Annotated in this window: 21 protein-coding genes; 18 read left to right on the forward strand and 3 right to left on the reverse strand. The window is 65.5% G+C overall.

What is annotated here, in order from left to right; translation table 11 throughout:
- Window positions 1-223 precede the first annotated feature (223 nt).
- From RR42_RS00745 to RR42_RS00760, 4 genes are all read left to right on the forward strand, one after another.
- The gene (locus RR42_RS00745; RefSeq protein WP_043342856.1) at window positions 224-1,060 is read left to right on the forward strand and encodes an IclR family transcriptional regulator; all 837 of its coding nucleotides are present in this window, start codon (window positions 224-226) and stop codon (window positions 1,058-1,060) included.
- Complete coding sequence (locus RR42_RS00750) at window positions 1,020-2,099, forward strand: DUF3108 domain-containing protein (protein ID WP_330218497.1); 1,080 nt, start codon at window positions 1,020-1,022, stop codon at window positions 2,097-2,099. Before RR42_RS00745 ends, RR42_RS00750 begins: the two co-directional genes overlap by 41 nt.
- A 123-nt stretch (window positions 2,100-2,222) precedes the next feature.
- Window positions 2,223-3,065: a 3-oxoadipate enol-lactonase gene (pcaD, locus tag RR42_RS00755; protein ID WP_043342861.1), complete on the forward strand. Its 843-nt coding sequence runs from the start codon at window positions 2,223-2,225 to the stop codon at window positions 3,063-3,065.
- A 251-nt stretch (window positions 3,066-3,316) separates the two neighbouring features.
- A complete protein-coding gene (locus tag RR42_RS00760) occupies window positions 3,317-3,574 on the forward strand; it encodes a DUF3567 domain-containing protein (RefSeq protein ID WP_006161303.1) in 258 nt (85 codons plus the stop codon).
- A gap of 149 nt (window positions 3,575-3,723) precedes the next feature.
- On the opposite strand, the gene RR42_RS00765 is transcribed toward RR42_RS00760, so the two are convergent.
- Window positions 3,724-4,116 (reverse strand): rhodanese-like domain-containing protein, encoded by a 393-nt coding sequence (locus RR42_RS00765; protein WP_006161304.1) that lies wholly within the window; start codon window positions 4,114-4,116, stop codon window positions 3,724-3,726.
- A gap of 177 nt (window positions 4,117-4,293) precedes the next feature.
- Here RR42_RS00765 and RR42_RS00770 point away from each other — a divergent pair, with 177 nt between their 5' ends.
- The 6 genes from RR42_RS00770 to RR42_RS00795 all read left to right on the forward strand — a co-directional run bounded on the left by RR42_RS00770 (window position 4,294) and on the right by RR42_RS00795 (window position 10,457).
- Entirely contained in the window at window positions 4,294-5,361 is a 1,068-nt protein-coding gene (locus RR42_RS00770) for a homocysteine S-methyltransferase family protein (RefSeq protein WP_043342867.1), read from the forward strand.
- Between the two features lie 35 nt (window positions 5,362-5,396).
- Window positions 5,397-8,144: a methionine synthase gene (gene metH, locus RR42_RS00775; protein ID WP_043342871.1), complete on the forward strand. Its 2,748-nt coding sequence runs from the start codon at window positions 5,397-5,399 to the stop codon at window positions 8,142-8,144.
- Between the two features lie 238 nt (window positions 8,145-8,382).
- A complete protein-coding gene (locus tag RR42_RS00780) occupies window positions 8,383-8,742 on the forward strand; it encodes a hypothetical protein (RefSeq protein WP_043342875.1) in 360 nt (119 codons plus the stop codon).
- 316 nt (window positions 8,743-9,058) lie between these two features.
- The gene (locus tag RR42_RS00785) at window positions 9,059-9,691 is read left to right on the forward strand and encodes a response regulator transcription factor (protein ID WP_043342877.1); all 633 of its coding nucleotides are present in this window, start codon (window positions 9,059-9,061) and stop codon (window positions 9,689-9,691) included.
- A gap of 109 nt (window positions 9,692-9,800) precedes the next feature.
- Window positions 9,801-10,208, forward strand: a complete 408-nt coding sequence (locus RR42_RS00790; RefSeq protein WP_043342881.1) for a response regulator — start codon at window positions 9,801-9,803, stop codon at window positions 10,206-10,208.
- A gap of 105 nt (window positions 10,209-10,313) precedes the next feature.
- A complete protein-coding gene (locus tag RR42_RS00795) occupies window positions 10,314-10,457 on the forward strand; it encodes an entericidin A/B family lipoprotein (protein ID WP_043342884.1) in 144 nt (47 codons plus the stop codon).
- Window positions 10,458-10,564: 107 nt separating this feature from the next.
- Here RR42_RS00795 and RR42_RS00800 read toward each other — a convergent pair whose 3' ends face one another.
- On the reverse strand, window positions 10,565-12,019 hold the full coding sequence (locus tag RR42_RS00800) for a CHASE3 domain-containing protein (RefSeq protein WP_043342887.1): 1,455 nt from the start codon (window positions 12,017-12,019) through the stop codon (window positions 10,565-10,567).
- 278 nt (window positions 12,020-12,297) lie between these two features.
- On the opposite strand from RR42_RS00800, the gene RR42_RS38215 reads away from it, so the two are divergent.
- From RR42_RS38215 to RR42_RS00815, 3 genes are all read left to right on the forward strand, one after another.
- Window positions 12,298-12,471 carry a DUF1328 family protein gene (locus RR42_RS38215; protein WP_043342890.1) on the forward strand — a complete coding sequence of 58 codons (174 nt, stop codon included), beginning with the start codon at window positions 12,298-12,300 and terminating at the stop codon, window positions 12,469-12,471.
- An 89-nt stretch (window positions 12,472-12,560) separates the two neighbouring features.
- On the forward strand, window positions 12,561-12,722 hold the full coding sequence (locus RR42_RS38220) for a DUF1328 domain-containing protein (protein ID WP_043342893.1): 162 nt from the start codon (window positions 12,561-12,563) through the stop codon (window positions 12,720-12,722).
- Window positions 12,723-12,856: 134 nt separating this feature from the next.
- The gene (locus tag RR42_RS00815; protein ID WP_043342896.1) at window positions 12,857-13,273 is read left to right on the forward strand and encodes a glycine zipper domain-containing protein; all 417 of its coding nucleotides are present in this window, start codon (window positions 12,857-12,859) and stop codon (window positions 13,271-13,273) included.
- Window positions 13,274-13,586: 313 nt separating this feature from the next.
- On the opposite strand, the gene RR42_RS00820 is transcribed toward RR42_RS00815, so the two are convergent.
- Complete coding sequence (locus RR42_RS00820; RefSeq protein WP_043342900.1) at window positions 13,587-13,910, reverse strand: DUF1840 domain-containing protein; 324 nt, start codon at window positions 13,908-13,910, stop codon at window positions 13,587-13,589.
- A 260-nt stretch (window positions 13,911-14,170) separates the two neighbouring features.
- Here RR42_RS00820 and argS point away from each other — a divergent pair, with 260 nt between their 5' ends.
- The 5 genes from argS (at window position 14,171) to RR42_RS00845 (ending at window position 19,413) form a co-directional block, all read left to right on the forward strand.
- A complete protein-coding gene (gene argS / locus RR42_RS00825; RefSeq protein WP_043342903.1) occupies window positions 14,171-15,964 on the forward strand; it encodes an arginine--tRNA ligase in 1,794 nt (597 codons plus the stop codon).
- Between the two features lie 128 nt (window positions 15,965-16,092).
- Complete coding sequence (locus tag RR42_RS00830; protein ID WP_043342906.1) at window positions 16,093-16,869, forward strand: SPOR domain-containing protein; 777 nt, start codon at window positions 16,093-16,095, stop codon at window positions 16,867-16,869.
- Between the two features lie 91 nt (window positions 16,870-16,960).
- On the forward strand, window positions 16,961-17,599 hold the full coding sequence (locus tag RR42_RS00835; protein ID WP_043342909.1) for a thiol:disulfide interchange protein DsbA/DsbL: 639 nt from the start codon (window positions 16,961-16,963) through the stop codon (window positions 17,597-17,599).
- 168 nt (window positions 17,600-17,767) lie between these two features.
- Window positions 17,768-18,580, forward strand: a complete 813-nt coding sequence (locus tag RR42_RS00840) for an SDR family oxidoreductase (RefSeq protein WP_043342912.1) — start codon at window positions 17,768-17,770, stop codon at window positions 18,578-18,580.
- Window positions 18,577-19,413, forward strand: coding sequence for a helical backbone metal receptor (locus tag RR42_RS00845; protein ID WP_043342915.1), 837 nt, complete (start codon window positions 18,577-18,579; stop codon window positions 19,411-19,413). Before RR42_RS00840 ends, RR42_RS00845 begins: the two co-directional genes overlap by 4 nt.
- Window positions 19,414-19,534: the final 121 nt, after the last annotated feature.

Below are 19,534 nucleotides of genomic sequence, written 5' to 3' on the forward strand. Positions count from 1 at the left end.
GCATGCCCGCGCCGGTATTGGCCGGTGCCGAAGATATCGATTCGCCCCGACCTGTATATGTGCGCTCAAAGGTGCGCTCAAAGTCTACCGACGGTTTAAAAATTGGTAAATCGATTTCGCTATAGTAAATTTATGGGCCGGGCGGCATGATTGCTTTGCGTGCGCGCAGCCGGTACGTGTGATTAATGCAATTCTTTTTCAATTTCTTGCCCCCCGTTGCCGCATGACTGAACCTGAAGAAGACGATTCCAAGTTGCGTTCCGGCATCCAGTCGATCGAGGTTGGCTTCAAGCTGCTGCAGGCGCTGGCGGCATCGCCGCGCGCCATGATGCTGCGCGACCTCGCCGCCGCCGCCGACATGAATCCGGCCAAGGCGCATCGCTACCTGGTCAGCTTCCAGCGGCTCGGCATGGTGATGCAGGACCCGGTTGGCGGGCGCTACGACCTCGGGCCGTTCGCGCTGCAACTGGGCCTCGCCGGCCTCAATCGGCTTGATCCTGTCAAGAAGGCCCGCCCGATCCTGTCGCAGTTGCGCGACGAGATGGACCAGACCATCGGCATCGCCGTCTGGGGCAACCACGGCCCGACCATCGTGCACTGGGAAGAATCCAGCCACCCGGTCACGGTCAGCCTGCGCCTGGGCGACGTGATGCCCATGCTCAACTCCGCCACCGGCAGGCTGTACGGCGCCTACCTGCCGAAACAACAGACGCGCCCGCTGGTCGAACGGGAACTGGCGGAGCGCGGCCATGACGATATTCCGGACCTGCCGCGCTCGCTGGCCGACTATGACGTGGTCTGCGAAGACGTTCGCGCCCACGGCGCGGCGCGGGTGAAGGGTGGCGTGCTGCCGGGCATCAATGCGTTTTCGATGCCGGTGTTCGATGCCAACGGTCACGTGGCGATGGCGCTGATCGTGCTGGGCGCGCAGAGCGTATTCGATGCAGAATGGGGTGGTACGGTCGATCGTCATGTGCGCGATATTGCCCGGCAGATTTCTTCGGAGCTTGGTTATCTTGGTGGCAGCCCGACGAGCGGGCCGAACGGCCCTCACCCGTAAGCCGACCTCGCGCCGCCTGCGCTGGGCGGTTGCGCTTGCGCTGGTGCTGGCCGCCCACCTGCTGGCGGTGCTGGGCCTGCTGCATATGCCCGGGTTGCCGCGGGACCCGACCGCGCCGCCGCCGCTCGAAGCCATCCTGCTGCCGCCGCCGGCGCCACCGGCACCCGTCGCGCCGCCACGCCCGGCCCCGGCCGCGCCAAAGCGGCCTCCGGCGGCGCGCGTCGAGCCCACGATCACCCCCACGCCTGAGCCCCCGGTTGCAGCCCCAGCCGCCCCTGAGGCGCCGGCGCTGCTTGCCACGCCTGGTGCCGGCCCTTCCATGGCGAGCGCCGCTGGCGGCGCCGGGAGCAGTGCGGCACCCGCGTCCGCGCCGGCCGCGGCGCCCCCTGACAACGTTCGCTACGCGGCGCCCCCATCCACGCTGCTGCACTACGCCAGCTTCGTCAATGGCGTGCAGAACCCGGATGGCCTGATCCGCTGGCAGCATGACGGCGCGCACTACCAGCTCGCGGTGGAGACACGGGTGTTGTGGTTCCGCTTTGCCTTTCACAGCACCGGCGCGCTCGACGAGCGCGGCCTCGCGCCCGAGCGCTATGAGGAGAGCCGCCGTAACCGTGTCGAGGCGGCTCGCTTCGATCGCGCTGCCGGCATGCTCGTCTTCGAGGGGCGCGGCAAGCAGGAGCCGCTGCCGGCCGCTGGCCAGGACCGTTTCAGCGTGTTCCTGCAAATGGTGGGGCTGGTGCGGGGCAATCCGCAGCGCTACGCCACGCCGGGCGTGACGGAAACCTTCGATGTGGCGGATACGCGTGACCTGGAGCCCATGCAGGTGCAGTATGTGGGGGAAGAGGACGTGGATACTGGCCATGGCCTGGTGCGGGCCAAGCACTTCGTGCGGCTGCCGCGCCATGCCAATGATCGTCGGCGCGTGGAAGTGTGGCTGGCGCAGTCGCTGCAGTGGATGCCAGTGAAGCTGCGGCAGACGGAGCCCGATGGCACGCAGATCGAGCTCGTTTATCGCGACAGCGAACCGCTGCGCTGAGCCTGCAAGCTGTTTTCAGGCCGACGTAAGCCCGCCCGCAAGCCGTCCTCAAGCCATCCGCCAGCTGCGGCATCGGCCGCCGCTGTGGTTCACCGTGTTTTCACCAACATCCGGAGACCCGTCATGAGCGCCACCCTGCCACCATCCGAGACCCGCCGCGTGCGCGTGGGCGATATCAGCCTGCACGTGCGCATCGACGGGGGCGACGGCCCCTGGGTGGTCCTGGCGCATGCGCTGGGTGCCAATCACACCTTGTGGGATGCCACGGCGCGCCACCTGGCACCGCGTTATCGCGTGCTGCGCTACGACCTGCGCGGGCACGGCCAGAGCGATGCGCCGATCGGCGCCTACTCGATGATCCGCCTGGCCGACGACGCGGCCTGCCTGATGGATGTGATGGAGGTGCCGGCCGCGCATTTCGTCGGGGTCTCGGTGGGCGGCATGATTGGCCAGACCGCGGCCGTGCGCCATCCCGAGCGCTTGCTGTCGTTGACCTTGGCCGCGACCGTCAACCGCACGCCGCTGGATGTCCACCCGATGTGGCATGAGCGCATCGGCCATGTGGAAGCGCACGGCATGGCGGGCGTTGCCGACAGCACCATGCAGCGCTGGTTCAGCGCGGCATTCCGGGGGGCGCATCCGCAGGAGGTGGCCCGCGTGCGCGAGATGCTGCTGGCCACGCCCGTGCACGGGTACGTCGGAACGTGCCAAGCCATCATGGCATTTGACCTGGCCGGGGCGATTTCGCGGATTCATTGTCCTACTCTGGTAGTGGCCGGCGAGGAGGACCTGGGGGCGCCACCGGCGATGGCACGCGAGATTGCTGGCGCCATTCCCGGTGCCCGGCTCGAAATCCTGCCTCACGCCGCGCACCTTGCCCATATCGAGCAGGCAGAACGCTTTCATGCCGTGCTGGATGCTTTCCTTGGCAATGCGGCTTGCGGCGCACAGTGCGATGTACCCTGAGACGAACCTTGGCGCTCAGGGCAGAACAGCGGGCGATCGCTTTCCCACCAAACTCAAGAACTTGCTGGGATGGCCGTTGCCCAATGTAGTGAGGGAACGCGTAAAACCTGCGGTTTGCCGAAGCAGAACTTGAAAACACGGCAAACACCCTCAGCTTGGAGGAGAAATCGCGGTGGGCAACCGGCCAGTGTGCCGGTTATCGAAATAATCAGTCGCCCGCCGCTCGACCCATGACAGCCAGGAGGTATGCCATGCAAATGATCTACAACAGCGACAATTACTGCATTGTCGAGTTTGGTGCGGATGTCGAGCATGCGCCTCTTGCCTCTGGCGGCTATGAAATCGTGGACAAGAACCTGAAGCGCGAGATTTTCCTCGGTGGCCAGATGGCCGAGAGCTTTCGTGCGGACGTGACGCGTCTGATCGAAAGCGAGCCGTCGGTGGAAGAGGTGGATGATTTCCTTGGCAAGTTCGATACAGTGATGATTCACCCGCTAGTGATGCACTAGGCTCCGCGGTGCCTTTGCCAGCTTTGCGTCGCGTGACGGGCCGGCAAGCCAAGCCACGGAGGAAATAGCAAGAAGCCCGCGCACCGCGCGGGCTTCTTGCTATCAGGCATCGGGCTTTCAGGATACGTTCCCGGCCAGCTTCCGGTCATTCAATACTGTTCCCAGGGCAGCCCGGCATGGCGCCAGCCGTTGAGCGTATTGCGATGGCGCTCGGCGTCGAGGTCGCCCTCGAAGCCATGCAGCACGTTGTAGACGGTGGAAAACCCGGCGCCCTCCAGGGCTCGCGCGGCGGCCGTCGAGCGGTTGCCGCTGCGGCAGATCAGCAGCACCGGGCGCGCCGACGCCTGGCCCGCGAGCTTCTTCACCGACTGCACGAAATGCGGGTTCACCTCCCAGTCGGGGCCATCGTTCCAGGGCACGTTGTGTGCCCCCTTGGGGTGCCCAACGAACAGGTACTCCATTTCGCTGCGGCAATCGATGAAGAGCGCATCGGGCGACTCGCTGAGGAGCGTTTGCGCGTCGCCGGGGCTGAGGTGTTGCATGGGCAAGGCTTTCCGTTGATGGGAATGAGGGTGAATGTGCCCCAGTGTAGGGCCGGGCGGTGCCGCGCGGCAACCCGCGAGCGCCGCTGGCTGCACCGCCCGGATGCTGCCGTTATTCCGCAAACCATTGATGTAACTGATAAAATCGCAGTCTTTTCTCTTGCTGTCGAGCCCCACATGAGCGCCGCCCCACGTTCCGCCTCGCTTCCTCCCGCGCGTCCCTACACCCGGGCGGCCAACCTGCCGGCCCTGCTGCGCGAGCGCATCCTGATCCTGGATGGTGCCATGGGCACCATGATCCAGCGCTACAAGCTGACCGAGGCGGATTACCGCGGCGAGCGTTTCGCCGGGCACCATGTCGACGTCAAGGGCAATAACGAACTGCTGCTGCTAAGCCGCCCGCAGGTCATCAGCGAGATCCACGAGCAATACCTGGCTGCCGGCGCCGACCTGATCGAGACCAATACATTTGGTGCGACGGGCGTGGCCCAGGAAGACTACAAGATGGCGGACCTGGCCTACGAGATGAACGTTGTTGCCGCCCGGCTGGCGCGCGAGGCCTGCGACAAGTACAGCACGCCCGACAAGCCGCGCTTCGTGGCCGGCGCCTTCGGCCCCACGCCCAAGACCGCGAGCATCTCGCCGGACGTAAACGACCCGGGCGCGCGCAACGTGACCTTCGAAGAGCTGCGCTGCTCGTACTACGAGCAGGGCAAGGGTCTGCTGGAAGGCGGTGCCGACGTGTTCCTGGTGGAAACCATCTTCGATACGCTCAATGCCAAGGCCGCGCTGTTCGCCATCGACCAGCTGTTCGAAGACACCGGCGAGCGCTTGCCCGTGATGATCTCGGGCACGGTCACCGACGCCTCCGGGCGCATTCTCTCCGGCCAGACGGTGGAAGCCTTCTGGAACAGCCTGCGCCACGCCCGCCCGATCACCTTCGGCCTGAACTGCGCGCTCGGCGCCACGTTGATGCGCCCCTACATTGCCGAGCTGGCCAAGATCTGCGACGCGGCTGTGTCGTGCTATCCGAACGCCGGCCTGCCCAACCCGATGAGCGATACCGGCTTTGACGAAACCCCGGAGGTCACGTCGTCGCTGGTGGAAGAGTTTGCGGCGTCCGGCCTGGTGAACCTGGTGGGCGGCTGCTGCGGCACCACGCCCGAGCATATCGCCGCCATTGCCGAGCGCGTGGCCAGCAAGAAGCCGCGCACCTGGCCCGGCCAGTACCGCGACGCCGCCTGAACTCGCATCGCGAGCCCACAGAACAAGATCAAGCCATGACCAACGATACCCTGCCGCCGCGTCCGATGCGCCTGTCCGGCCTCGAGCCTTTCACCATCGATGAAGACACGCTCTTCGTCAACGTCGGCGAGCGCACCAACGTCACCGGCTCCAAGGCCTTCGCCCGCATGATCCTGAACGGCCAGTTCGACGATGCGCTGGTGGTCGCCCGCCAGCAGGTCGAGAACGGCGCGCAGATCATCGACATCAACATGGACGAAGCCATGCTGGACTCCAAGGCGGCCATGGTGAGGTTCCTCAACCTGATCGCCTCCGAGCCCGATATCGCGCGCGTGCCCATCATGCTGGACTCGTCCAAGTGGGAAGTGATCGAGGCCGGCCTGAAATGCGTGCAGGGCAAGCCCGTGGTCAACTCGATCTCGCTCAAGGAAGGTGAGGAACAGTTCCGCCATCACGCCGAGCTGATCCGCCGCTACGGCGCCGCGTCCGTGGTGATGGCCTTCGACGAGCAGGGCCAGGCCGACACCTTTGCCCGCAAGACCGAGATCTGCAAGCGCAGCTACGACATCCTGGTCAATGAAGTCGGCTTCCCGCCCGAAGACATCATCTTCGACCCGAACATCTTCGCGGTGGCGACCGGCATCGAAGAGCACAACAACTACGCGGTGGACTTCATCGAAGCCACCGCATGGATCAAGCAGAACCTGCCATACGCCAAGGTCAGCGGCGGCGTGTCCAACGTATCGTTTTCGTTCCGCGGCAACGACGCGGTGCGCGAAGCCATCCACACCGTGTTCCTGTACCACGCCATCAAGGCGGGCATGGACATGGGCATCGTCAACGCCGGCCAGCTCGGCGTGTACGACCAGCTCGACGCCGAGCTGCGCGAGCGCGTGGAGGACGTGGTGCTCAACCGTCGCGAGGACAGCACCGACCGCCTGCTGGAGATCGCCGACCGCTACAAGGGCGGTGGCGCGAAGAAAGAGGAAAACCTGCTGTGGCGCGGCACCCCGGAGAACCCGGTGCCGGTGGCCGACCGCCTGTCGCATGCGCTGGTGCATGGCCTGACCACCTTCATCGTGGAAGACACCGAGGAAGTGCGCCAGCAGGTCGAAGCGCGCGGCGGCCGCACGATCGAGGTGATCGAAGGCCCGCTGATGGATGGCATGAACATCGTGGGCGACCTGTTCGGCGCCGGCAAGATGTTCCTGCCGCAGGTGGTCAAGAGCGCCCGCGTGATGAAGCAGGCCGTGGCTCACCTGTTGCCCTACATCGAGGAAGAAAAGCGCTTGCTGGCCGAGGCGGGCGGCGACGTCAAGGCACGCGGCAAGATCGTCATCGCCACCGTCAAGGGCGACGTGCACGACATCGGCAAGAACATCGTCTCGGTGGTGCTCCAGTGCAATAACTTCGAAGTGGTCAACATGGGCGTGATGGTCCCGTGCAACGAGATCCTGGCGCGCGCCAAGGTCGAGGGCGCTGACATCGTCGGCCTGTCCGGGCTGATCACGCCGTCACTTGAGGAAATGGCCTACGTCGCCTCCGAGATGCAGCGCGACGACTACTTCCGCATCAAGAAGATCCCGCTGCTGATCGGCGGCGCCACCACCTCGCGCGTGCACACCGCGGTCAAGATCGCGCCCCACTACGAAGGCCCCGTGGTCTACGTGCCGGACGCATCGCGCTCGGTCAGCGTGGCGTCCAGCCTGCTGTCCGACGATGGCGCCGCCAGGTACCTGGACGAGCTGAAGACCGACTACGAACGCATCCGCCACCAGCACGCCAACAAGAAGGCCACGCCAATGGTGTCGCTGGCCAAGGCCCGCGCCAACAAGACGCCGGTGGACTGGAGCGCCTACGTGCCGCCCAAGCCGAAATTCATCGGCCGGCGCATCTTCCGCAACTACGACCTCACGGAGCTCGCCAACTATATCGACTGGGCCCCGTTCTTCCAGACATGGGACCTGGCCGGCAAATTCCCCGACATCCTCAATGACGAGATCGTCGGCGAATCCGCCCGCCGCGTGTTCTCGGACGGCAAGGCCATGTTGTCGCGCCTGATCCAGGGCCGCTGGCTGACGGCCAACGGCGTGCTGGCCCTGCTGCCGGCCAATGCCGTCAACGACGACGACATCGAGATCTACACCGACGAGACCCGCAGCCAGGTCGCGCTGACCTGGCACAACCTGCGCCAGCAAAGCGAGCGCCCGGTGATCGATGGCGTGATGCGCCCCAACCGTTGCCTGGCCGACTTCGTCGCGCCCAAGGACAGCGGCATCGCCGACTACATTGGCGTGTTCGCTGTCACCGCCGGCATTGGCGTGGACAAGAAGGAAGCCCAGTTCGAGGCCGACCATGACGACTACAGCGCGATCATGCTGAAGTCGCTGGCCGACCGCCTGGCCGAAGCCTTTGCCGAATGCCTGCACGAGCGCGTGCGCCGCGACCTGTGGGGCTATGACGCTGGCGAAGTGCTGACCAACGAGCAACTGATCGCCGAGACCTATCGCGGCATCCGTCCGGCACCGGGCTATCCGGCCTGCCCGGAGCATACGGTCAAGGCGCCGATGTTCGAGTTCCTCAACGCTGCCGAGATCGGCATGGGCATCACCGACTCGCTGGCGATGACACCGGCCGCTTCGGTGAGCGGTTTCTACCTGGCGCATCCGGAGTCGACGTATTTCTCGGTCGGCAAGATCGGCGAGGACCAGTTGGACGATATGGTGGCGCGCCGCGGCGAAGAACGCAGCGTGCTCGAGCGCGCGCTGGCGCCAAACCTGTAACCACTTGCGCGATGGCGCGGCGGCGTTTTACGCCGCCGCGCCATCGCAAGCCATTGGGCAAGCAGGGAAAAGCCTCTTTGAGCGCATCCATGTGCCTTTGTCAGTTCTTCACTACTCCTTACAAGGCATTACATCTCCTAACAGACCGCGCGGGTTTGCATCCTTAGACTGAGGGCTCACATCAAGTGAACACCGCAGCGAATGTTTCGCGGCGGCGCAAACTGCTAGGAGCCTCTCCATGAACAAACTGCTGATCTCCCTTTCCGCTCTCTCGATCGCTGCCGCATCCTCGCTGGCCATGGCGCAAGGAACCGGCATTGATGCGAAGGCTGGCGCCACTGGCGCCATGGCGGCGCCCGCAGTCAGCGCGCCCGCAGACAAGGGCGCAGCCGCCAGCGCAGGTGTGAAGGCTGGCCTGGGCGCTTCGGCCAGCGCCGACAAGGGCGTGGACGCCAAGGCCGATGCCGCAGCCGACACGCACGCCAAGTCCACCGCCAAGACCAAGAAGCACAGCAGCCACGCCAAGGCCAAGAAGGGCGAGGCCGCGACCGACACCAGCGCCGCCGCCGACACCGGCGCCGCGGCCAAGGTCCAGTAAGCCAATAAACGGCAAGCGTGCCGACAAACCTGAGGCGTTTGCCGCAGCCGCCGAGCGGGCCAAAGCCGTTCGCCATGACGACGGCTGTCTCTCCCTCTCCCCTCAGGGGGAGAGGGGTGGCTTAGCTAGGGGCCACTTGAAGCGAAGCCAAGGTTTTTTCGACACAGGGACGGGCTCACCCCGTCCCTTTTTCGATGGCGCGGACAACTGGGAGCTTGTCAGTCCTAGACCGACAGTCGGGCGGTTTTGCAAGCACTACAATGCATTAGCCCGGCCGCTCCTGAGCGCTGGTGCATCCATGCCCCGGGGAGACATCATGATTCGTGTTCTGATCGCCGACGATCACCAGATCGTGCGCGCCGGCCTGCGGCAGTTTATTTCCGACGAGCCCGATATCCGGGTAGAGGGCGAGGCGGCCAGCGGCGACGAAGTCATGACACGGCTGCGTGAGCTCGAGTTCGATGTGGTGGTGCTCGATATCTCGATGCCCGACCGTAACGGCATCGACGTGCTCAAGCTGCTGCGCCAGCGCCATCCCGACCTGCCGGTGCTGATCCTCTCCACCTACCCGGAAGACCAGTACGCCATCAACCTGATCCGCGCGGGCGCATCCGGCTACCTGACCAAGGAAAGCGCGCCCGACGATCTCGTCAAGGCCATCCGCACCGTGGCCCAGGGCCGGCGCTATGTCAGCGCAAACGTGGCGGACCTGCTTATCGGCGGGCTGGACAAGCCCACCAACCAGCCGCTGCACCAGACCTTGTCCAAGCGCGAGTTCCAGATCTTCTGCAAGCTCTCGCGCGGGCAGTCGGTCTCGGTGATCGCCGAGGAGTTGTTCCTGAGCGTCAAGACGGTCAGCACCTATCGCTCGCGCATCCTGGAAAAGATGGGCATGAAGACCAATGCCGACCTGACCTACTACGCGATCAAGAACGGTCTGGTGGAGTAGGCGCCGCAAAGGCAAAGCGCATTCCACGGCATACTGCCGCGTTCGCCTGACGCCGCTGTAGGACGGACGCCGATGGTCTCTCTCCATACTCTGTTGCTACCATGAAGTCATGTTGGATCAAGCTGCGGCCCCCTCGTATCGCGCACTGCGGGTCCTGCTAATCGAGGACTCAGCGGTACTGCGGGGTATGTTGCTTGAATACCTGAACGCATTTCCGTTTATCGAAGTCGTGGATTGGGCGGATACCGAAAGCTCGGCGCTGCGCCTCTGCGAGGCGGGCAAGTACGAGGTCGTCATCGTCGACCTGCAGTTGCGGCAGGGCAACGGGATCAACGTGCTGCGCGCCTTGCAGAAAACCGAGCTGTCGGGTATCCGGATCGTGTACACCAATCATGCCCAGGTGCCTACATACCGGCGGCAGTGCGCCGAGGCCGGCGCGGACTATTTCTTTGACAAGTCGCTCGAACTCGAGCAGGTGTTCCGGGTGATCGAGGAGTACGCGCGGGCAGATGGCTGAATGCGTATCGACTGTATTGACCGTATCGACCGTATCTACCGTATTGTCAGTACCGGCAGTTCCACCTGCGGCCATGCCGCGTCAACCTGAAGCAAGGAGAGAATCATGAGAAAGCTGATGGCGCTGTGCGCCCTGGCAGGTGTGGTCCTGGTGACCGGTTGCAACACGATGGCCGGCGCGGGTAAGGACATCGAGAAGGGCGGCGAGAAGGTGCAAGGCGCCGCCGAGAGCGTCAAGCAGAAGATGTAAGGCGCCGTGCCGTGCGCGCGGCGGCCAGACAGGCGGAAGCGGATAAGAGGAATGGAAAAGGGGCTGCGCGGAGCCCCTTTTCCATTCCTCACCGCTTGGCTGGCCGGCTAGTTGGCCGGCGGCGTGCCGGTGGGCGCATCCTGCGGCGGCTCGCCGGGTTCCCCCATGCCGTCAAGCTCGTCCTCATCGTCGCGCGGCGGCGCCACGATGGCATCGGTGAGCGGCACCACCACCCGGATGGTGACGCCGGCACCGGGCTCCGACTGGAGCTCAAGCGTGCCGCCCAGGGCGATCACGCGCTGCTCCATCCCCAGCAGGCCATGGTGTCCCACCGAGCGCCGCGATTCGAAGTCCGTCGGCAGCCCGCGCCCGTTGTCGCTGATTGCCAGCTCGAGCACACCGTCGGCGCAATCGAGCTGGATGGACACGCGTCGTGCTTCGGCGTACTTGCTGGCGTTGGTGAGCGACTCCTGCACGATGCGGTAAAGGGCGATGGCAGCATCGTCGCGCAGCGGCGGCACCGCATCTGCCAGCTGCACATCCGCCTCCCACTGGTTGCGCGCGGCCACTTCCTCCACCAGCTGGCCGATGGCCTCCTTCAGGCCCAGGTTGACCAGCACGGTGGGCCGCAGGTCCTCGATCAGGCGCCGCTTGATCTGGATCCCCTGGTCCACATGCAGCATCACGCGGGTGAGCTTTTCCGCCACATCCGGGTGGGCGTCCTGGATGCGGCGGCGCACCCAATGCATATCCAGCTTGGTGGCGGTCAGGATGGCGCCCAGCTCGTCGTGCAGCTCGCGCGCCAGCCGCGTCTTCTCGTCCTCGGTCACGCGCTGCAGGTGGGATGCCAGCGCCGAGAGCTGGCGTGTGCGCGAGCGCACCATGCTGTCCAGGCGCGCGCTTTCTTCTTCCAGCTCGCTGCGTGCGGCTTCCGATACCGCCATGCGGCGCGAATGCTGCAAGCCCACCACAATCAGCAGCACGATATTGATGGCGGTCAGCAGGCCGATGCCGTAGCGCGACAGCGCAAGGTCGCGGTCGGCGTACTCCAGGCTCTGCGACACCGATTTGGCCTCGCGCTGCAGCAAGGCCTCCAGCCCGCGCCGCGCGTTGTCCATCGTCTGCTTGCCGAAGTCCGTGCGCATCAGGTCGAGCGCCACTTCCACGTCGCGCTTGCCGTAGATCAGTGTCAGGTCCATCTCGGTGAGCTTGCGGCTGACGGCGGTGGAGGCCTCGATGAACAGCTTGAGCGCCTCCGGGTCGTCCGCGTAGCGGTTGCGCAGCGCGCTCATCAGCGCATTGATGCGCGGCACGGCCTGGTAGTACGGCTGGAGGTAGCTTTCCTTGCCGGTCAGCAGGAAGCCGCGCTGGCCGGCTTCGGCGGTGACCAGCTCGCCGAGCAGGGAGGTGATCTGGCCCTGTACCTGCTGCGACTGGATGACTTGCGTATAGCCCTGGTGCAAGCGGATGTTGCCCGCCTCCGAGGCGATCAGCACCACCACGGTAAGCACGATGCCGCCCGCCAGAAGCAAGGTCGAGCGCAACAGTGACTGCTTGAACATGTTCGTTTCCCGATGTCGGGCGCTTGGCCGGCGCGGCGTTTCCCGCGCCTTGCCTGCACCTTGCCTGCGACGATGGAAGCACATCGACGGTCTGCGGTCAACCCGCCGCGTCGCCGGTGCTGCCCGCGAGCCCGCGCCGGCGCTTGGGCTGTAGGAATTGGCTGACAAGCGAATCGGTGCGGCTGCGGTGTCTGGCCGGAGATCTGATTTCTACCATGGTTCCATGAGCTTGCGCACCCCGCGTCAAGCCAGCCAGGAAAGTGAGAGGGAGCACGTCAATGCTGAAGTGGGCGCTGATTTTTGCAGTGGTTTCCTTGGTCGCCGGCTTGCTGGGGTTCACAGGTATTGCTGCCGGTGCGGCCAGCATTGCCAAGATCCTGTTCTTCATCTTCCTGGTGCTGTTCGTGCTGTTCCTTGTCCTGGGCGTGACCGTCTTCAAGGCGGTGAAGTAGCCAACCGCAACCGCAATCGCCAGCCGCTGTCACTTGCCAAGCGCACGGCTGCTGGCGCGGCAGCCCAATCCATTTAGGGAGCCATCACCATGTTGCACTACGCACTCGTATTTTTTGTCATCGCCCTGATCGCCGCGATATTCGGCTTTGGGGGCATCGCGGCAGGGGCGGTCGAAATCGCCAAGATCCTGTTCTTCATCTTCCTGGTGGTTGCGCTGGTGACGTTCGTGATCAGCCTGGTCAGGCGCTAAGGGGGGGGCTGGCGCGGCTTTCGCGATGGCAGCGAAGGCCGCGCACTGCGCATGCAGATCCCACCTTCACGATTTCCCGGCAGACAGCACGAACCGCATCGCATCGCGTCATCAGGCCAAACGGAGATAAGCCAATGCTGACCAACAATCCAAAGATCCGCAAAGAAGTGAATCACCTGGCTGACAGCGCCGAAAGCACGGTGCGCCAGATCCGGCATGCCGCGCGCGATACGCGCGGCGCCGCCCGCGAAGCCGCAGGACCCGTGGCCGGCGAGGTCAACCGGCTGATTGCCCAGCTCGAGCAAACCATGGAAGTGCTGGGGCGCGAAGGCTCGTCCGAGGCGGTGCAGGCCGGACGACGGCTGCAGGACCGTACGCGCGCCTTGCGCGACCACCTTGCGAGCCGTGCACGCGAACGTGTGGACTACGCCGTGGACGGCGTGCAGCGGCGCGTGGCGGCGTCGCCGTTGAAAGCGATCAGTATCGCGGCGGCGGCAGGCGCTTTCGTCGGCTTGCTGATGGCAGCGAATAGCCGCAGCCGCAACGACTGACCGAGGCATTGCGGCCAGCCTGGCAGTGCCGTATGCGGCGCATGCATCGCATACGCCGCTTGGGCAGTATTCCGTAGCACGATTCTTCCCCCTTCCGGATCCCCTCCCTGATCCGGCATGCCCGGCCCGCATCAGCGGCTGGGCATTTTTTTGCCGGAAGCGCGAGAAGGCAGGAAAAGGAGCGCGGGTGGGGCAGGACGCGGGGCCAAGAAGCGGGGACAAGAAGCGGCGAGCGCAAGGGTAGACAAGGTGGCCGGCTGGCACCGGCTACCTTGTCGTTAATCTACGAGCGTACGGGGATTCGGCGCACTGCCTACACCCCCCACATCACCTCGGTGCTCTCGCGTTGGGATGCGCGCAGCATGTCGAGGAAGGGGTAGGCGCGCTGGCCCAGGTGCAGGGGCTCTTCCTCGATGTCATCGTCAGTCTTGCCGGGATGGACCGACGAAACGGCCGGGTGCACCTTCTTGGCATCCGTCACGGCGGCTTCCAGTATATGGATGCAGCGTGGCAGTTCCTCGATGGTGATCACCCCGCGCTCCCCCAGGTGCTTGCCGATAATCCCCAGGAGCGTCACGGCAAGGTCTCTCATCATGATGAGGTCCTGCGACGCGTGGGATTTGAAGGTGATCAGCATGATATTTCCTTTCCTTGGCGTACAGCGAAGTACATGGGCGAAAACCATGGCCGCGCGGCTTGTCCCGGAACCGGCCAAAGGACTCGCGACAGCCGGTTTTGGGCTTGCTGCATGATGTCAGCATAGCACCTGATAAAATTCCGCGTTCTGCAATTCATTGCCTGCCACGCGGCGCGGCCTCCACATGCCGCCCGTGACGGTGCCGCCGCGGCAGAACCGCCGCGACGGCACCAGACAACCGCCTCAGGGCCACGACATCCATGCTGCCAGTTCAGACCACCAATCTTGCCGCTGCGTTCAATGACGCGGTGCGCGCAATCGCCCCGGCCGACGCCGCCCTGCCCGGCGCCGTCTTCGAGCGTCCTAAGGTCGCCGCCCACGGCGACCTGGCCTGCAACCTTGCCATGCAGGTTGCCCGCGCGCTCAAGCGCAACCCGCGGGAGCTGGCCCAGCAGATCGTCGACGCAGTCAAGGCCGACGCGCGTACCGCCGGGCTGGTGGCCAGCCTGGACATCGCCGGCCCCGGCTTTATCAACCTGCGCCTGACGCCGGCCGCCAAGGCCGATGTGCTGCGCGCGGTGCTGGAGCAGGGCGACCGCTACGGCGCCAAGGCACAGGGCGTGCACGGCAAGGTGCTGGTCGAGTTCGTCTCCGCCAACCCGACCGGCCCGCTGCACGTTGGCCACGGCCGCCAGGCGGCGCTGGGCGACGCGCTGGCCAACCTGCTGGACTGGCAAGGCTTTGCCGTGCATCGCGAGTTCTACTACAACGACGCCGGCGTGCAGATCCAGACCCTGGCCGTATCGGTGCAGGCGCGCGCCCGCGGCTTCAAGCCGGGCGATGCCGCGTGGCCGGAGTCGGCCTACAACGGCGACTACATCGCCGACATCGCTGCCGATTTCCTGGCCGGCAAGACCGTGCGCGCCTCCGACGGCGACGCCGTGACGGCCTCCGGCAACGTGGAAGACATCGAGTCGATCCGCAAGTTTGCCGTGGCCTACCTGCGCAACGAGCAGGACATCGACCTGCGCGCCTTCGGCGTCAAGTTCGACCACTACTACCTGGAGTCCTCGCTGTACAGCGACGGCCGCGTCGAAGCCGCGGTGCAGTCGCTGGTGGCCAAGGGCAAGACCTACGAGAACGAAGGCGCCCTGTGGCTGCGCACCACCGACGAAGGCGACGACAAGGACCGCGTCATGCGCAAGACCGACGGCACCTATACCTACTTCGTGCCGGACGTGGCCTACCACACCAGCAAGTGGGAGCGCGGTTTCACCAAGGTCATCAACGTGCAGGGCAGCGACCACCACGGCACCATCGCCCGCGTGCGCGCCGGCCTGCAGGGGCTGGACATCGGCATCCCCAAAGGCTACCCCGACTACATCCTGCACAAGATGGTCACCGTCATGAAGAACGGCGAGGAGGTCAAGATCTCCAAGCGCGCCGGTTCCTACGTGACCGTGCGCGACCTGATCGAGTGGAGTAACGGCGCGGAAGGCGGCGAGACCATCCGCGGCTGCCTGGAAGCCGGCGTGGCCGACTGGCCCGAGCACTTCACCCGCGGGCGCGACGCCGTGCGCTTTTTCCTGCTGTCGCGCAAGGCCGATACGGAATTCATCTTCGACGTCGACCTGGCCCTCAAGCAGAACGACGAGAACCCGGTGTATTACGTGCAGTACGCCCATGCCCGCATCTGCTCGATCTTCGAATCCTGGGGCGGCGCGGACTGGGAGGCCAAGCTGCCTGCCCTGGCCGGCACCGACCTGGCCCCCGTGACCGGTGCCGACGCTACCCCGCAGGCGCTTGCGCTGGGCCAGCGCCTGGCCGATTTCCCGGACATGCTGGCGGCAGCGGCGGGTGAACTGGCGCCGCATGCGGTCGCTTTCTACCTGCGGGACCTGGCGGGCGATTTCCACGCCTTCTACAACTCCGACCGCGTGCTGGTGGATGACGAGGCGGTCAAGCTGGCGCGCCTGGCGATGCTGGCCGCCACCCGCCAGGTGCTGCGCAACGGGCTGGCCGTCATCGGCGTCTCGGCGCCGCAGCGCATGTAAGCCAGGCTGGCGTCGTGAAGGGGGCTTGCCCCCTTCACGACGCGGCTTATCCGTATCGCCCTGACCACAGTCAGTGATGCCGGGATCGGCGCAGGCTCTATAATCGCGCCATCACGCTAGAGGATTTCATGCAACAGCAACGCAAGCGCACCCCGCGCAATGCCAGCCGCGCCCCGCAGCGCGGAGGTACGTTCCTGGGACTGGTGCTGGGCCTGATCGTCGGCCTGGCGATCGCGGTAGTGGTCGCCCTGTATATCACCAGGTCGCCGGCGCCATTCCAGCAAAAGGGCGCGCAAAAGCCGTCCGAGCCCGGCAATGTGGTCAGCAACCTGCCCGCTCCGGCGCAGGAAGCGCCAAGCGATCCCAACAAGCCGCTGTGGAGCAAGACGCCGGCCAAGCCGGTCGGGCCCGCTGCTGAGCCCGAGCAGCCGTCCGGCCCGGCGCCGACCACGGTGAAGCCGCCCGAGCGCCAGCCGCCGGTAGCCGTCACCCGGCCAGCCGACAAGCCCGCCGCCGAGAAGCCCGCGGACAAGCCCGCCGATCGGCCCGCCGCCGAGAAGCCGGCCGACAGGACAGCGCAGAAGCCGACGGAGAAGCCTGCTGAAAAGCCGTCCGAGAAGCCTGTCGCCGATCCGATCGCCGAGATCGCCCAGGCCGATGCCAACAAGGTAGGCTACCTGCTGCAGGTAGGCGCCTTCCGCTCGCAGGACGACGCCGACCGCCAGAAGGCCAACCTGGCCATGCAGGGGTTCGAAGCCAAGGTAACCGAGCGCGATGTCAACGGCGTCAAGCTCTATCGCGTGCGCCTGGGGCCGTTCAACAAGATCGACGACATGAACCGTTCGCGCGACCGGCTGCAGGCGTCGGGCTTCGAGGCTTCGGTCATCCGCTTTACCAAGCAGTAACAAGCAGTAACGGTAACCCGGTGCAATCCGCTGAACCGGATTGCACCGCCGCTGTCATACGCTCATTGCCCATTCTCGAAAGCCGCGCCACATGAAGAAACTCGCCGCCTTGTTTGCCACGCTGGTCGCTGTGACCGGTTTCCTGATGACCGCGCCCGCCCAGGCAGCCGCGCCCACCTCGGGCAGGGAGTACCAGGTCCTGAAAGCGCCGCAGCCCGTCGCGCCGGGCAAGATCGAAGTCACCGAGTTCTTCTGGTACGGCTGCCCGCACTGCTTTGACTTCGAGCCTGAGCTGGAAGCCTGGGTAGGCAAGCAGGGCAAGGACGTGGTGTTCAAGCGCGTGCCGGTTGCCTTCCGCGACGACCTGCTGCCGCACACCAAGATCTTCTACGCGCTGGAAGCCATCGGCAAGCTGGACGCCATGCACACCAAGGTCTTCAACGCCATCCACGTCGACCGCAAGCGCATGCTCGACCCCAACGAAATCGCCGACTTCATGGCCAAGAACGGCATCGACCGCAAGGCCTTCCTCGATGCTTACAACTCGTTCTCGGTGACCACCAACTCGCAACGCGCCAACAAGATCGCCGACGCCTACAAGGTCGACGGCGTGCCGACGGTCGTGGTGCAGGGCAAGTACGTGACCTCGCCGTCCATCGCCGGCACCAAGGGCACGGCCATCCAGACCATGGACTACCTGGTCGGCCAGGTGCGCGACAAGAAGATGTAATTCCCGGGCTGCGGCCGCCGGCCTTTGGGCTCGCCACGCGCGAGCCGGCTGATGGCCGCCAGCGGTCGACCGGCACCGCCGGCGCCGGCGAGGCGCAGCGGCGTCCGGCACGCGCCAGGGCGGGTCGGTCGGCATGAACCATGTTGCGCTTACCCCTGGACCCTCCCGATGCGAGCACAGAAAGTCTTTCTTACCGGCGCGTCTAGCGGACTCGGCCAGGCCCTGGCGCGTGAGTACGCCTCGCAAGGCGCGATCCTCGGCCTGGTTGGCCGGCGTGAAGAGGTGCTGCGTGAATTCGCACGCACCCTGCCCAATCCCAATGCGGTGCGCGTCTATGGCGCGGATGTGCGCGATGCCGATGCCATGCAGCGCGCCGCCCAGGACTTCCTCGATCATTTTGGTTGCCCCGATGTGGTGATCGCCAATGCGGGCGTATCGGTTGGCACCGTTGCCAGCGAGCGCGAGGACCTCGAAGCCTTCCGCATGGTGATGGACACCAACTGGTTCGGCGTGCTCACCACCTTCCAGCCCTTCATGCAGCCCATGCGCGAACGCGATCCCGGCGCCGGCGGCTGGCGCGGCACGCTGGTCGGCATTGCCAGCGTGGCCGGCGTGCGCGGCCTGCCGGGCGGAGGCGCCTACAGCGCCTCCAAGTCCGCCGTGATCAAGCTGCTGGAGAGCCTGCGCCTGGAGCAGCGCCGCGAGCGTATCCGCGTGGTCACTATCGCGCCTGGCTACATCCGCACGCCGATGACCGAGCACAATCCCTATCGCATGCCCTTCCTGATGGACGCCGACGTGTTCGCTCGCAAGACGGTGCGTGCGATTGCCGCCGGGCGCCGCTTTGCCGTGGTGCCCTGGCAGATGGGCGTGGTCGCATCCATCCTGCACCTGATGCCGCGCTGGCTCTACGACGCGATCTTCTCCCGCGCACCGCGCAAGCCGCGCGCGCAGGGGGGTAGCCAGGACAAGCAGCCATGAGCTGGCAGGACGCAGCCGGCGTCCTGCACGGTCCGGCCACGGGCGACGTGCGCATTGCCTCGCTGGTGCCGTCCGTTACCGAACTGCTGTTTGCCCTGGGGCTGGGCCCGCAGATGGTGGCGCGCACCGGCTTTTGCATCCATCCCGAGCCCGCCGTGCGTGCCGTGGCCAAGGTGGGTGGTACCAAGGACGTCAATCTTGAGCGCCTGCGGGCGTTGGCGCCCACTCACGTAGTGGTCAACATCGACGAGAACCGGCGCGAGACGGTCGACGAGATCCGCGCGTTTGTGCCGCATGTGATCGTCACCCACCCCTGTGCGCCCGCGGACAACCTGGCGCTCTACCGGCTGCTTGGCGGCATCTTCGGCCGCCTTGCGGAAGCGGAATCGCTCTGCGCCGCCATGGCGTCCGAACTGGCGCAGGTACGTGCCCGGCAGTGGCCCGCGCGCAAGGTCCTGTATGCGATCTGGCAGGACCCGTGGATGACGGTGTCGCGCGAGACCTATATCAGCCAGATGCTGGCGTTGGTGAACTGGCAGACGTGGCCTGCGGCTGACGCCATGCCCCAGGCTTGTGTTGAAGGGGCGTGCAGCCGGCCCAATACGCCGCAGACGCGGTATCCGAGCTTCCGGTGGAGCGATACGCTGGTGCGGGAGCTTGACCTTGTCCTGCTTTCCAGCGAGCCCTATCGGTTTACCGAGGCGCATGTGGATGCGCTGGAGCGGCAGATTGGCAAGGAGGTTTTGCTGATCGACGGGGAGATGGTTTCCTGGTATGGGAGTCGGGCTGTGGAGGGGGTGAGGTATTTGATGCGGTTTGCAGGTGGGGTTTAGGGGCTCGGCAACTGCCACTGCCACTGCCACTGCCACTGCCACTGCCACTGCCACTGCAACTGCAACTGCAACTGCAACTGCTTAACAGCAAGGTCAAAGGCAGTTTCACCTCCCCTGCGGG

Source organism: Cupriavidus basilensis (assembly GCF_000832305.1).
In the GTDB taxonomy this organism is placed as follows: Bacteria; Pseudomonadota; Gammaproteobacteria; order Burkholderiales; family Burkholderiaceae; genus Cupriavidus; species Cupriavidus basilensis_F.

What these genes read in the sequence shown, in the direction of transcription:
- RR42_RS00745 (WP_043342856.1), top strand. Translation starts at nt 224, where the DNA reads ATGACTGAACCTGAAGAAGACGATTCCAAGTTGCGTTCCGGCATCCAG.
- pcaD (WP_043342861.1), top strand. Translation starts at nt 2,223, where the DNA reads ATGAGCGCCACCCTGCCACCATCCGAGACCCGCCGCGTGCGCGTGGGC.
- RR42_RS00760 (WP_006161303.1), top strand. Translation starts at nt 3,317, where the DNA reads ATGCAAATGATCTACAACAGCGACAATTACTGCATTGTCGAGTTTGGT.
- RR42_RS00765 (WP_006161304.1), bottom strand. Translation starts at nt 4,116, where the DNA reads ATGCAACACCTCAGCCCCGGCGACGCGCAAACGCTCCTCAGCGAGTCG.
- RR42_RS00770 (WP_043342867.1), top strand. Translation starts at nt 4,294, where the DNA reads ATGAGCGCCGCCCCACGTTCCGCCTCGCTTCCTCCCGCGCGTCCCTAC.
- metH (WP_043342871.1), top strand. Translation starts at nt 5,397, where the DNA reads ATGACCAACGATACCCTGCCGCCGCGTCCGATGCGCCTGTCCGGCCTC.
- RR42_RS00780 (WP_043342875.1), top strand. Translation starts at nt 8,383, where the DNA reads ATGAACAAACTGCTGATCTCCCTTTCCGCTCTCTCGATCGCTGCCGCA.
- RR42_RS00785 (WP_043342877.1), top strand. Translation starts at nt 9,059, where the DNA reads ATGATTCGTGTTCTGATCGCCGACGATCACCAGATCGTGCGCGCCGGC.
- RR42_RS00790 (WP_043342881.1), top strand. Translation starts at nt 9,801, where the DNA reads ATGTTGGATCAAGCTGCGGCCCCCTCGTATCGCGCACTGCGGGTCCTG.
- RR42_RS00795 (WP_043342884.1), top strand. Translation starts at nt 10,314, where the DNA reads ATGAGAAAGCTGATGGCGCTGTGCGCCCTGGCAGGTGTGGTCCTGGTG.
- RR42_RS00800 (WP_043342887.1), bottom strand. Translation starts at nt 12,019, where the DNA reads ATGTTCAAGCAGTCACTGTTGCGCTCGACCTTGCTTCTGGCGGGCGGC.
- RR42_RS38215 (WP_043342890.1), top strand. Translation starts at nt 12,298, where the DNA reads ATGCTGAAGTGGGCGCTGATTTTTGCAGTGGTTTCCTTGGTCGCCGGC.
- RR42_RS38220 (WP_043342893.1), top strand. Translation starts at nt 12,561, where the DNA reads ATGTTGCACTACGCACTCGTATTTTTTGTCATCGCCCTGATCGCCGCG.
- RR42_RS00815 (WP_043342896.1), top strand. Translation starts at nt 12,857, where the DNA reads ATGCTGACCAACAATCCAAAGATCCGCAAAGAAGTGAATCACCTGGCT.
- RR42_RS00820 (WP_043342900.1), bottom strand. Translation starts at nt 13,910, where the DNA reads ATGCTGATCACCTTCAAATCCCACGCGTCGCAGGACCTCATCATGATG.
- argS (WP_043342903.1), top strand. Translation starts at nt 14,171, where the DNA reads ATGCTGCCAGTTCAGACCACCAATCTTGCCGCTGCGTTCAATGACGCG.
- RR42_RS00830 (WP_043342906.1), top strand. Translation starts at nt 16,093, where the DNA reads ATGCAACAGCAACGCAAGCGCACCCCGCGCAATGCCAGCCGCGCCCCG.
- RR42_RS00835 (WP_043342909.1), top strand. Translation starts at nt 16,961, where the DNA reads ATGAAGAAACTCGCCGCCTTGTTTGCCACGCTGGTCGCTGTGACCGGT.
- RR42_RS00840 (WP_043342912.1), top strand. Translation starts at nt 17,768, where the DNA reads ATGCGAGCACAGAAAGTCTTTCTTACCGGCGCGTCTAGCGGACTCGGC.
- RR42_RS00845 (WP_043342915.1), top strand. Translation starts at nt 18,577, where the DNA reads ATGAGCTGGCAGGACGCAGCCGGCGTCCTGCACGGTCCGGCCACGGGC.